This window comes from Xanthobacter wiegelii, assembly GCF_043193855.2.
Taxonomy (GTDB): Bacteria; Pseudomonadota; Alphaproteobacteria; order Rhizobiales; family Xanthobacteraceae; genus Xanthobacter; species Xanthobacter flavus_A.
This window is the reverse complement of the sequence record NZ_CM195529.1, coordinates 2319453-2331681: the sequence shown is the minus strand read 5'-3', so window position 1 is coordinate 2331681 and position 12229 is coordinate 2319453. Positions and strand designations below refer to the sequence as shown.

Sequence of the window (12229 nt, the reverse complement as noted above, 5' to 3'; positions counted from 1 at the left end):
GAATGGGTCGGGCACATACACGAAGGATGCCCCGCAGGCAAGCGTGGCGGCTCCCGGCAGCCCTCGCTACCGCGCTTGAGGAGCCAGAATCGTGCCATGATGTGAACGGCCCGATGGGAGCACGGGGGAAGCCGATCGCGCGGGCCGCGCCCGGCGTGGCCCGCCAACTGGCAATGACAAGGATAAGAACATGTGCCGCTTCTGCGTGGGAACCCTGTTCACGAACAAGAGCCTCTTCAGCGACTGGTCCATCGGTTCCACCGGTCCGGCGCCCTGGCGCGAGGGTCCCTCGCGACGCAGCTTCATGACCCTTGCCGGCGCCGTGACCGGCATGGCCGGGCTCGCCCTGCCGTCTGACGGCGCTCGAGCGCAAGTGGCGGGGGGCGCCGACATGATCTTCCAGGGCGGCACCATCCTGCCTCTGGCCGCCGCCGGCCCCAAGTCGGTTGAGGCCGTGGCCGTCAGGGGTGGCGCGATCATCGCGGCAGGCTCCGTCGCGGATATCGCCGGGCTGAAGGGCGCCGCCACGAAGATCGTCGATCTGGACGGACGCACGCTCCTGCCCGGCTTCATCGATCCGCACCAGCACAGCTGCTTCGTCGCCCTGTTCTCCGAACTGCTCGCCGATGTGGGCTATTCCAATTACCCCACCCGCGCCGACCTGATCGCCGGCCTCAAGGCCCTCGACGCGAAGCTGCCGGCGGGCCAATGGCTGCTCGCCTACAATTTCGACAATCTGCTGCAGGGCGGCGACCTGTCCATGGCCGAGCTGGACGGCGTGTCGAAGGATCGTCCGATCCTGGTCTGGTACATCAACATGCATGACGGGGCGGCCAATTCCCCAGCCTTTCGCATCGCCGACATTCCGGCGGATGTGGGTATGCTCCCGGGCGGGGGGCATTTCGGCCGCGGCGCGGATGGCAAGCTGAACGGGCTCATCTACGAAGAAAGCGCCCTGCTGAAATTCGTCACGCATGCGCTGCCGAAGATCACGCCGGCGATCTTCGCCAAGGCGATGACCGACTTCTTCAAGATGAGCGCCTCGCTCGGCAATACCGCGACCCATGAGCCGGGCACCGTCCAGCCGGACTGGATCGAGGGGCTGACCAAGCTCACCGCCACGGGAACGGGCCGCCTGAGCGCCAGCCTCATGTATGACAACATGGCCGCCGCCGATGCCTACAAGGCCCTCGGGCGCGGCGCCAAGGCGGCACTATTTCCCGAGTCCCGATTCTCGCTCTACGGCATCAAGATCGTGGACGACGGCTCCAACCAGACCAAGACTGGCGCGCAGACGATCCCCTATCTCGGCGGCGACGAGAAGGGCCAACCCAATTATGCGCCGGCCGAGCTGAAGACCATGGTGGCGGCGATCAAGGCGGCCGGCTGGCCGGTGCAGATCCACTGCAACGGCGATGCCGCCATCGACAATGCGCTCGATGCCATCGAGGCCGCCTATGGCGCCAATCCGTCGACGGGAATCAACCGCATCGAGCATGCCACCCTGGCGCGGCCCGACCAGCTGGTGCGCATGAAGAAACTGGGCGTCCAGCCCAGCTTCCTGATGAACCACGTCTATCTCTACGGCGCCGCCTATCGCGACCAGCTGTTCGGTCCGCAGCGCACCGCCTTCATGGATCCGGCCGGCGCCTGCGTGAAGGAGAGCCTGCCCTTCACCCTGCACACGGACGCGCCCTGCTCTCCCCTCGGGTCCCTGCGTCTCGTTCAGACCGCGGTGACGCGGCGCTGCGCCATCGACAATTCCATCATCGGCCCCGACCAGGCGATCGCCGTGGAGGATGCGCTGCGGGCGGTGACCTCGGCGGCGGCGGCACAGATCGGCCAGGCCGATCGCCTCGGCACGCTGGAGGTGGGCAAGCAGGCCGATCTGGTCGTGCTGGAGCAAGATCCGTTCAAGGTCGCGCCCGACGCCATCATGAAGATCAAGGTCTCGCAGACCTGGGTCGGCGGCGAGAAGATCTTCGGGTGACGGAGCGAGGCTGACCTCTGCCCGCGGGGGTCAGCCCTGTGCCCGCTGGCGCTCCTCCTCCACCAGTTCCTTCTTGGAGAGCTTGCCCACCACGGTCTTGGGCAGGCTCTCGCGGATCTCGATGGCCTTGGGCATCTCGATCTTGGATATCTGGGCGGAGAGGAATTCCATCAGCTCGGCCGGCGTCGCCTCGGCATTCTGGCGCAGGGTGACAAAGGCCTTGGGCGCCTGCCCGCGATAAGTGTCGGGGATGCCGATGGCCACAGCCTCGGCTACCGCCGGATGGAGGTAGAGCGCCTCCTCGATCATGCGTGGGTAGACGTTGTAGCCGCCACAAAGAATCACATCCTTGATGCGGTCCACGAGGAAAAGGTAGCCGTCCTCGTCCAGATAGCCCACGTCGCCGGTCCTGAGCGCCCCCTCGACGAAGACGGCAGCGGTCTCGTCCGGACGGTTCCAGTAGCCGGCCATCACCTGCGGGCCGCGCAGGCAGACCTCGCCTTTCGCGCCCACCGGCATCAGGCGGGTGGAATCGGCCAGATCGCGGATCTCGATCACGGTCTCGGGCAAAGCAGTGCCCACCGACCCATCCTTGATGAGGCCAAGCGGCGGATTGGCGCTGACCACCGGCGAGCTTTCGGACAGGCCATAGCCTTCCACCAGCGGGCAGCCGGTCAGCTCCTGGAAGCGCATGCGCACGTCGAGCGGCAGCGGCGCACCGCCGGAGATGGCGAGCGTGAGGGACGACAGATCGCGCTTCTCGATGTCCGGCACCGCGTTGATGGCGGCATAGATGGTCGGCACGCCGGGGAACATGGTCGGCTTCTCGCGCTCGATGTCGTCGAGCAGCGACATGAGGTTGAAGCGCGGCACCAGGATGATCTCGGCACCGAGGCAGATGGGAATGAGCATCACCGTCTGCATGGCGAAGACGTGGAACAGGGGCAGCACCCCCAGCACCCGCTTCACCCCGATGCGCTCGCACTCGGCATGCTGCACCAGTTGCCGGGCATTGGCCGAGACGTTGGCGTGGGTGAGCATGGCGCCCTTGGGCACGCCCGTGGTGCCGCCGGTATATTGCAGGACGGCCAGGTCCTTCGCCGGGTCCACCTGCACCGGCTGAGGCCTGTCGCCGTGCTTCAGCAGGGAGGCGTAGTCCACATGCATCCCGTCGCCGGTGCTGTAGACCGCCTTCTCCTTGCGCTTGAACAGGTTGAAGAGAAGGCCCTTGGGAAACGGCAGGATACCGGCCATGGGGCAGACGATGATGGATTTCAGTCCCGTCTCGTGCGCCACGGCGGCCACGCGGTCGTGGATGAGTTTCAGGTCCGGAACCACCATGATTGTGGTGCCGGAATCGCGGATCTGGTGCCTGAGCTCGCGCTCCACATAGAGCGGGCTGAAGTTCACCACCGTGCCGCCGGCCTTCATCACCGCGAAGAAGAAGATGACGGAATAGGGCGTGTTGGGCAGGCAGAGGCCCACGTGGCTGCCTTTACGCACGCCCATGGCCTGAAGCCCGGCCGCCACTTTGTTCACGGCCGTTCCCACCTCGGCATAGGTCCATTTGCGGCCGAGGAAGCTCAACGCCGGCTTGGCGGCGTGCGCGGCGACGCTGGCCTCCAGAAGCTCGGGCACGGGCGAGATGGCGAGGCGCGCCGCATCGGTGCGATGGAGCATGATGTCCCTCCTGCGCCGGCGCTTTTCTATTCTTTGGCAAGCCGGCAGCGTGATCCCCGACGATGCGTTCAGCAGCGCCGTGATTCAATGATCCTGGCGCTTGATTGCGCCGGAAAGACGTATGGAGCGGGTGTCCCGCATGGACGCCGGCGACGCGGACGCCGCCGGCTGGTGCAAACCCTACTTGGTGATGAGAGCCGCCGCCTGCGGCGCGTCGAACTTGTAGCGCAGGCCGACCGAAATCATGTCGGCATAGCCATCGCTCACCTGGCCGACCAGCGTGCCGCGCAGCGCGTTGGCGGGGTCCGCCGGCGTGAGGAAGATCGGGCTCGTCTCGCCGAACAGGTGCGTGTAGGCGAAATCGAACGAGAACTGCTGCGTGAAATTGTAGGTGAAGCCGGCCGAGACCCACAGACGGTTGGTGTCCGGCAGGCGCGGGGAGCGCGTGGAATCAGGCACCGGGGTCAGCTCGTAGCCGATGCCGGTGCGCAGGGCGAGCTTCGGATCCCACTGATATTCGACACCGCCGGAGAAGAACCATCCGTCATTCCACTGGAGGTCGAGGGTGCTGACCGGGATGTTGTTGGCCTTCACCACCAGTTCCTGCACCGTGGACCAGTTGGTCCACTCGACGGTGCCGAGCACGGTCCATTTGGGATCGAGCTGCGAGCGGAAGGAGGCCGTGACCTGATCCGGCAGGGTGAGACCGGCAGTGACATAGCGGTTCTGCAACGGGATGAGCTTCGCGACCGAAAGGTCCAGCTCGCCGTTGAGCGTGTGCGTGACCTGGGACTTGTACCCGATGCCGAGGGTGGTGCCGGGCGCTAGGGTGAACAGGACGCCGAGATTGATGCCGAAGCCGATGTCGTCGCCGTCCACCTGCGCGTAAAGATTGTTGGCGGGCGGCACGAAGCCGGCGAACTGGGCGTTGGTGAGCTTGGCGTCGATGTAATTGACGTTGAGGCCGCCGCCGATCGTCATCCAGTCGGTCACCTTGTAGGCCACCGAAACCTGGGCGTTCATGTCGAAGATGCGGCTGTAGCAGCCGTAATAGCGGCCGGACCAGTTGCACGGCGCATCGGTGACGAGGCCGTAGGGCGAGGTCATGCCGAATCCGATCGCCCACTTGTCCCAGGCGTAGGTGGCGAAGAAGGTCGGCAGGGTGCCGTTGTCGATCATGTCGCTGACACCGACGGTGCCGAGGCTCGTACCGGTGATGGGCGCGCCCGCCGCGAACACGTCGATGGACGCATGCGGCGCGATGTAGGTGACGTTGCCTTCGACATTCAGCCCCGGATTGAAGCTGATGGCTGCGGGGTTCCAGGTCATGGCGGCGAGGCCGTCGCCGCCCGCCGCCGTACCGGCAAATGACGTGCCCTGGTAATAGGAACTCTGCTCGCGCAGCCCGAACCCGCCGGCCTCGGCCGAACCGCCCGCCAGCACGGCGGGAATCGCGACGGCAGGAATGGCAAGCACCGGAGCCACGCGCCGCGACCAAATGTGAATCGCACTGGCCCGATTGTGCGTCGTCATGAGACCCCCTCCTAGGCTGTATTCCTCCGGGCCCGGCACGCTGCGGTGCACTATACGTTTTATCGGTGCCCTATACGTCACCTAGCATGCCGTTCGCCGATGATCCGTCAACCTGCTTCCTACGGCGTCGCGGGGCTCGACGCTGGGGAATCCGGTGGGCGTGGCTCCGATGCAACAGTGCAGAAAAGACAGCGATACTGTCCAGAAGTGTCGACGGTCGCAGGGCTTCTAGCGACCGGCTTATAGCCGCCTCCTGCTCCGTTCCTTGTGAAGTCGCGACCGGAAGGTCATCTGCCAAACGGGTCTTGCGGCGGAGGTCAAAGCATGTATCTTCAGGGCGACTGGGTGACGTATAGGTGAACCGGTGGCATCCTCTGGCAAACGTGGTGGCGCGTCCGCATTGACCGACACGTTCTACACCGTGACGCAGCTGGCGCGGGATCTCTCCGTCACGCCGCGGACCATCCGCTTCTATGAGGACAAGGGGCTCATCACCCCCCGCCGCGCCGGCACGATGCGCGTTTACACCAAGCGTGACCGCGCCCGGATGGCGCTGATCCTGCGCGGCAAGCGCCTGGGCTTTTCGCTGCGCGAGATCAAGGACTATCTGGACCTTTACGACCTCGACCCGAGCCAGGCCGAGCAGATCCGCCTGCTGCTGAAGAAGGTGCAGGATCGCCTCGAAATGCTGGAAGATCAGCGTCTTGCGCTTGAGGAAAGCATTATCGAGCTGAAAGACATAGAGGAGCAGGCGCTCGCTGCCCTCGCCATCGAGACCGGCGACCAGAAGGCCGCCGGCTAGGCCGGTGCCGCCCGGGTCGCGCCGGGCCGGGCATAGGCCATCCTGAGTTTCATGAGGAGCGTTGCCCGGGCGAAATGTCTTTCGCGCGGATCGCCTCCTTACGTCCTACGCCCAGGCCAACGGAGCATTCTGGCCGGCGGAGGACATACGCAAAACCCGCTGCACCAAGCGGCGGACGACAAGAATGGACAGGCAGGAGAGCCCAATGAACGCGCCGATGCGAAACGTCGTGATTGCAGGCTATGCCCGCTCGCCTTTCACCCTCGCCAAGAAGGGTGATCTGGCGCGCGTGCGCCCCGATGATCTCGCCGCCCAGGTGGTGGCCGATCTCGTGGCCCGCACCGGCGTGAAGGTGGAAGACATCGAGGACCTGATCGTCGGCTGCGCGTTTCCCGAGGCCGAGCAGGGCTTCAACGTCGCCCGCCTCATCGGGATGATCGCCGGCCTGCCGGAGAGCGTGGCGGGCGTGACGCTGAACCGTTTCTGCGGCTCCTCCATGCAGTCGGTGCACAACGCCGCCGGGCAGATCCAGCTGGGTGCAGGCGAGGTGTTCATCTGCGCCGGCATCGAGAGCATGAGCCGCGTGCCCATGACCGGCTTCAATCCCATGCCCAACCCCGCCCTCTACAAGGCGATGCCGCAGGCCTACATGGGCATGGGCGAGACCGCCGAGAACGTCGCGGCGAAGTGGCAGATCACCCGCGCCGACCAGGACGCCTTCGCCCTCAAGAGCCACCAGAAGGCGACGAAAGCCGAGGCGGAAGGCCGCTTCAAGGACGAGATCGTCGCCATCAAGGCCAACGGCAAGGTTAACAAGACGGTCGATCAGGACGGCTGTATCCGCCGCGACGCGACGGCCGAGGCCCTCGCCGCCCTCAAGCCCTCCTTCGACGAGCATGGCACGGTGACGGCCGGGACGGCCTCCCCCCTCACCGATGGCGCTTCCGCCGTGCTGGTGTGCTCCGAGGACTATGCGCTGAAGAACGGTCTTACCCCCCTCGCCCGCATCCGCAGCGTGGCGGTGGCCGGCTGCGCGCCGGAGATCATGGGCATCGGCCCTGTCGCCGCCACCCGCAAGGCGCTCACCCGCGCCGGCATCGATATCGGCGAGATCGACGTGGTGGAATTGAACGAGGCCTTCGCCTCCCAGGCCCTCGCCTGTCAGCGGGAATTGGGCATCAAGGACGAGGTGCTGAACCTAGATGGCGGGGCCATCGCCCTCGGCCATCCCCTTGGTGCCACCGGCGCCCGCATCGTCGGCAAGGCGGCGGCGCTCCTGAAGCGCGAAGGCGGCAAGTATGCCCTCGCCACCCAGTGCATCGGCGGCGGGCAGGGCATCGCCACCATCCTCGAGCGCGTCTGAGGAGGGCCGGATGTCTTTTGAAATCAGGAAAGTCGCCGTCATCGGCGCCGGTGTCATGGGCGCCGGTATCGCCGCCCACGTCGCCAATGCGGGCATTGAGGTGCTGCTCCTCGACATCGTTCCCGAGGGCGCGGCCAACCGCAACGTCATCGCAGAGAAGGCCGTGGAGAAGCTGCTGAAGGCCGATCCCGCGCCCTTCATGTCCAAGGCGGCGGCGAAGCTGGTGAAGCCCGGCAACATCGAGGACAACCTCGCCGACATCGCCGATTGCGACCTCATCATCGAGGCCATCATCGAGCGGCTCGACCTCAAGCAGGCGCTTTACGCGAAGATCGAGGCCGTCCGCCGGCCGGGCTCGGCGGTGTCGTCCAACACCTCGACGATTCCGCTCGCCGACCTCACGGCCGGACTGCCGGAGAGCTTCCGCCGCGATTTCCTCATCACCCATTTCTTCAATCCACCCCGCTACATGCGGCTGCTGGAGATCGTCTCCGGCCCGGAGACGAATCCGGACACGGTGGCCGCCGTCGCCCGCTTCGCCGACGTGAAGCTCGGCAAGACGGTGGTGATGTGCAAGGACACCCCCGGCTTCATCGCCAACCGGCTCGGCACCTACTGGCTGCAGCTGGCGGTGGGCGAGGCCTTCGCGCTGGGCATGAAGGTGGAGGATGCGGACGCGGTGATGGGCCGGCCCTTCGGCTTTCCCAAGACCGGCGTGTTCGGCCTCATCGACCTCGTGGGCCTCGACCTGATGCCCCATGTGCAGGGCTCGCTGAAGCGGGCGCTTCCGGCCACGGACCCTTTCCACGCAACGCTTCGCGACGAGCCGCTGATCGAGAAGATGATCTCGACCGGCTACACCGGCCGCAAGGGCAAGGGCGGCTTCTACCGCCTCAACCGCGACGGCGGGCAGAAGCTGAAGGAGGCCATTGACCTTTCAACCGGCGCCTATCGCCCGCAGGCCAAGGCGCAGGTGGTGGAGCTGGAGGACGGCGGCGGCCGGGACCTCTTCGCCCTCCTCTCCGCCCCCGGCGAAGGCGGGCGCTACGCCCGCGCGGTGATGGTGCGCACGCTGGCCTATGCCGCGCGGCTGGTGCCCGAGGCGGCCGACGACATCGTCGCCATCGATGATGCCATGCGCCTGGGATATAATTGGAAATCCGGCCCCTTCGAGCTGATCGACAAGATCGGGGCCGCCCGCCTCATCGACCTCCTGAAGGCCGACGGGGATGAGGTACCGCCGCTCCTGGCGCTTGCTGCCGACACCCCCTTCTACCGGGTGGAAAACGGCCAGCGCCAATACCTTGGCCTTGATGGCACCTACCGCGACATCGTTCGCCCGGAAGGGGTGCTGCTGCTCGCCGACATCAAGCTGAAGTCGCAGCCGCTCGCGAAGAACGGATCGGCGGCGCTGTGGGACATCGGCGATGGTGTCGTGTGCCTGGAATTCACTTCCAAGAGCAATTCGCTGGACGAGGGCATCATCACGATGCTCGCCAAGGCGCTGAAGCTCGTAAAGGACAAGTACAAGGCGCTCGTCATCTATAATGAAGGCTCCAACTTCTCGGTGGGTGCCAATCTCGGCCTCGCCCTGTTTGCCTGCAACATCGGCGCCTTCGGCGAAGTCGAGAAACTGGTCGCAGCCGGGCAGAAGACCTATCAGGATGTGAAATACGCGCCATTCCCGGTGGTGGCGGCGCCGTCCGGCCTGGCCCTTGGCGGCGGATGCGAGATTCTCCTGCATGTCAGCGCGGTTCAGGCCCATGCCGAGAGCTATATCGGGCTTGTCGAATGCGGAGTCGGCGTTCTGCCGGCCTGGGGTGGCTGCACCGCCATGCTGGAGCGCTGGGCGGCCGACCCGAAATTCCCGAAGGGACCCATGCCGGCCCCCTCGAAGGTCTTCGAGACCGTCTCCACCGCCACCGTCGCCAAGTCCGCCGCCGAGGCGAAGGAGCTGAAGTTCCTGCGCGAGGGTGACGGCATCACCATGAACCGCGACCGCTTGCTGGCCGACGCCAAGGCGAAGGCCCTCGCCATGGTGGATGGCTACCAGCCGCCCAAGCCCGTGGAGTTCTTCCTGCCCGGTCCCTCCGGCAAGGCGGCGATGGACATGGCGGTGGAAGGCTTCGCCAAGAAGGGCCTGGCGACCCGGCACGACAAGGTGGTCTCCGCGGCCCTCGCCGAGGTGCTCACCGGCGGCGACGCCGACCACATCGCCCCGGTCTCGGCGGCGCGGGTGCTGGAGTTGGAGCGGGAAGGCTTCATGAAGCTCATCCGCACCACCGCCACGCTGGACCGCATCGAGCACATTCTTGAGACGGGCCGGCCGCTGCGGAATTGAGGGAGCAAATCCCCTCTCCCCTTGCGGGAGAGGGTCAGGGTGAGGGGTATGGCTCCGCCGGGCACAACCGCTCCGGAGACGGCGGCCACCCCCTCACCCCGCCCCCTCTCCCGCAAGGGGAGAGGGGAGCAACACAACAAGGGAGCCAACGCCATGCAGGTCTATACCCCCCCGCTGCGCGACATGCGCTTCGTCCTCCACGAGCTGCACGGCAGCGAAGAGCTGAGCACGCTCAAGGGGCTGGAGGAGCTTTCGCCCGATCTCATCGATGCGGTGCTGGAGGAGGCGGGCAAGTTCGTCACCGAGGTGCTCGCGCCGCTCAACCAGTCCGGCGACCTTGAGGGCTGCACCTATGAGAACGGCGTGGTGCGCACGCCCAAGGGCTTCAAGGAAGCCTACACCGCCTTCCGCGAGGGCGGCTGGAACGGCATTGCCTGCGATCCGCAATATGGCGGCCAAGGCCTGCCGGCGAGCGTGAACAAGCTGGTTGAGGAGATGCTCTGCTCGGGCAACCTCGCCTTCGGCATCTGCCCCGGCCTCACCCACGGCGCCTATCAGGCGCTCAAAGCCTATGCCTCCGAGGAGCTGAAGGAGCGCTTCCTGCCCAAGATGGTGGATGGCGTGTGGTCCGGCTCCATGTGCCTCACCGAGCCACAATGCGGCACCGATCTCGGCCTCGTGCGCACCAAGGCGGAGCCGCAGCCGGATGGGTCCTACAAGGTCACCGGCAACAAGATCTTCATCTCCGCCGGCGAGCAGGACATGACGGAGAACATCGTCCATCTGGTGCTCGCCCGCCTGCCGGACGCGCCCAAGGGAATCAAGGGCATCTCCCTGTTCCTGGTGCCCAAATTCCTGCCGAAGGAGGATGGCTCCGTCGGCCCGCGCAACGGCGTGCTGTGCACCGGCATCGAGCACAAGATGGGCATCCACGGCTCGTCCACCTGCCAGATGTCGTTCGACGAGGCCACCGGCTGGCTGGTCGGCGAGCCCCACAAGGGCATGCGCGCCATGTTCGCCATGATGAATTCGGAGCGCCTCTCCGTGGGCACGCAGGGCCTCGGCCTTGGCGAAGCCGCCTATCAGGCCGCCGTCGTCTACGCCAAGGAGCGCCTGCAGGGCCGTTCGCTGACCGGCGCCAAGCATCCGGACAAGCCGGCCGACCCCATCATCGTGCACCCGGACGTGCGGCGCACGCTGATGACCATGCGCGCCTACAACGAGGGCTGCCGGGCCCTCGCCGGCTGGGTCGCCCGCGCGCTCGATCTCATGGAGCGGGCGGAGGATCCGGAGGAGCGCAAGCGCGCCGAGGACTTCACGGCGCTGATGACGCCCATCGTGAAGGCGCTGTTCACCGACCTCGGCTTCGAGGCGACCTCCATGGGCATGCAGGTCTATGGCGGCCACGGCTACATCCGCGACCACGGCATGGAGCAATATGTGCGCGATGCTCGCATCGCCATGATCTACGAGGGCACCAACGGCGTGCAGGCGCTGGACCTCGTGGGCCGCAAGCTGCCGGCGCACATGGGCCGCTACCTGCGCTCCTTCTTCCATCCCGTGCTCAACTACATGGATGCGAAGCTGGACGACGAGAATCTCGGCCCCCTCATCACCCCCCTCTCCAAGGCCTTCGGCGCGCTCCAGCTCGCCACCGCCCATATCGCCGAAAAGGGCCTGAAGGACCCGGAGGAGGCCGGCGCCGCCGCGACGCAGTACCTTCGGCTGTTCGGGCTCGTGGCGCTGGGCTACATGTGGGTGCGCATGGCGGAAGTGGCCTACGAGAAGCGCGTCTCCAACCCGGACGACGCCGCCTTCTACGATGCCAAGATCGTCACCGCGCGCTTCTTCATGGAGCGGATCCTGCCGGACGTGGCGGCCCTGTGGGGTTCCATCAAGGCCGGCAAGGGCGCCATGATGGCGCTGGACGAGGCGATGTTCTGAGGGCGTGTTTCTGACTTAGGACGGCACCGCCCTCGCCTTTTGCACCCCCCTCTCCCGCGTGCGGGGGAGGGTTGGGGAGGGGGCCATCCCTCTCCACCTGATGCGGCCGGGTGAGCGCGGACACCGCTTCCCCCTCCCTGCCCTCCCCCGCACGCGGGAGAGGGTTCAAACAATTCCGGGGCCTACAGCATTTTCCGCCCGCCTTGGCTCACGGAAACCGCTCTAAAGGGCCTCTCACAAGGACACTCCATGGCCGATCTCTCCTCCCTCGTCGAAGCCATCCGCGAGCGCGCCGATGCCCTCTCGGAGCTGGGCTACAAGGTGCGCTTCGATCTTTCCGATACCGGCGAGGCCATCCTGCTCGATGCCACCGGCGGCGGTGTGGAGGTGGGCGAGGGCTCGGGCGAGGCGGATGCGGTGCTGAAGCTCTCCACCGATACGCTGGACAAGCTCATCACCGGGCGAATCGGGCCGATGATGGCCTTCTCCACCGGCCGGCTGAAGGTGGAGGGCTCGCAGGGCGTCGCCCTGAAGCTCGCCGGCCTGCTCGACAAGGACTGAGGCCGGACGGGCGCC

The 12229-nt window shown here is 66.3% G+C and carries 8 protein-coding genes; 6 read left to right on the top strand and 2 right to left on the bottom strand.

Going from position 1 to position 12229, the window contains the following annotated elements; all coding sequences use genetic code 11:
* The first annotated feature begins 190 nt into the window (after positions 1 to 190).
* Positions 191 to 1990, top strand: coding sequence for an amidohydrolase (locus V5F63_RS10650; RefSeq protein ID WP_394102644.1), 1800 nt, complete (start codon positions 191 to 193; stop codon positions 1988 to 1990).
* 30 nt (positions 1991 to 2020) lie between these two features.
* Here the strand turns inward: V5F63_RS10650 and V5F63_RS10645 are convergent, their stop codons facing one another.
* Positions 2021 to 3670 carry a long-chain-fatty-acid--CoA ligase gene (locus V5F63_RS10645; RefSeq protein ID WP_394102643.1) on the bottom strand — a complete coding sequence of 550 codons (1650 nt, stop codon included), beginning with the start codon at positions 3668 to 3670 and terminating at the stop codon, positions 2021 to 2023.
* Between the two features lie 180 nt (positions 3671 to 3850).
* On the bottom strand, positions 3851 to 5203 hold the full coding sequence (locus V5F63_RS10640; RefSeq protein WP_209489009.1) for an OmpP1/FadL family transporter: 1353 nt from the start codon (positions 5201 to 5203) through the stop codon (positions 3851 to 3853).
* 400 nt (positions 5204 to 5603) lie between these two features.
* On the opposite strand from V5F63_RS10640, the gene V5F63_RS10635 reads away from it, so the two are divergent.
* From V5F63_RS10635 to V5F63_RS10615, 5 genes are all read left to right on the top strand, one after another.
* Complete coding sequence (locus tag V5F63_RS10635; protein WP_245327516.1) at positions 5604 to 6005, top strand: MerR family transcriptional regulator; 402 nt, start codon at positions 5604 to 5606, stop codon at positions 6003 to 6005.
* Between the two features lie 217 nt (positions 6006 to 6222).
* Positions 6223 to 7368: a thiolase family protein gene (locus V5F63_RS10630; protein WP_394102668.1), complete on the top strand. Its 1146-nt coding sequence runs from the start codon at positions 6223 to 6225 to the stop codon at positions 7366 to 7368.
* Between the two features lie 10 nt (positions 7369 to 7378).
* Positions 7379 to 9709: a 3-hydroxyacyl-CoA dehydrogenase/enoyl-CoA hydratase family protein gene (locus V5F63_RS10625; protein ID WP_394102642.1), complete on the top strand. Its 2331-nt coding sequence runs from the start codon at positions 7379 to 7381 to the stop codon at positions 9707 to 9709.
* A gap of 153 nt (positions 9710 to 9862) precedes the next feature.
* On the top strand, positions 9863 to 11653 hold the full coding sequence (locus V5F63_RS10620) for an acyl-CoA dehydrogenase C-terminal domain-containing protein (RefSeq protein ID WP_209489006.1): 1791 nt from the start codon (positions 9863 to 9865) through the stop codon (positions 11651 to 11653).
* A 249-nt stretch (positions 11654 to 11902) separates the two neighbouring features.
* Positions 11903 to 12214 (top strand): SCP2 sterol-binding domain-containing protein, encoded by a 312-nt coding sequence (locus V5F63_RS10615; RefSeq protein ID WP_209489005.1) that lies wholly within the window; start codon positions 11903 to 11905, stop codon positions 12212 to 12214.
* Positions 12215 to 12229 lie beyond the last annotated feature (15 nt).

Bases quoted from the DNA above. Each gene is read 5' to 3' on its own strand.
- V5F63_RS10650 (WP_394102644.1), top strand. From the start codon at position 191: ATGTGCCGCTTCTGCGTGGGAACCCTGTTCACGAACAAGAGCCTCTTC.
- V5F63_RS10645 (WP_394102643.1), bottom strand. From the start codon at position 3,670: ATGCTCCATCGCACCGATGCGGCGCGCCTCGCCATCTCGCCCGTGCCC.
- V5F63_RS10640 (WP_209489009.1), bottom strand. From the start codon at position 5,203: ATGACGACGCACAATCGGGCCAGTGCGATTCACATTTGGTCGCGGCGC.
- V5F63_RS10630 (WP_394102668.1), top strand. From the start codon at position 6,223: ATGCGAAACGTCGTGATTGCAGGCTATGCCCGCTCGCCTTTCACCCTC.
- V5F63_RS10625 (WP_394102642.1), top strand. From the start codon at position 7,379: ATGTCTTTTGAAATCAGGAAAGTCGCCGTCATCGGCGCCGGTGTCATG.
- V5F63_RS10620 (WP_209489006.1), top strand. From the start codon at position 9,863: ATGCAGGTCTATACCCCCCCGCTGCGCGACATGCGCTTCGTCCTCCAC.
- V5F63_RS10615 (WP_209489005.1), top strand. From the start codon at position 11,903: ATGGCCGATCTCTCCTCCCTCGTCGAAGCCATCCGCGAGCGCGCCGAT.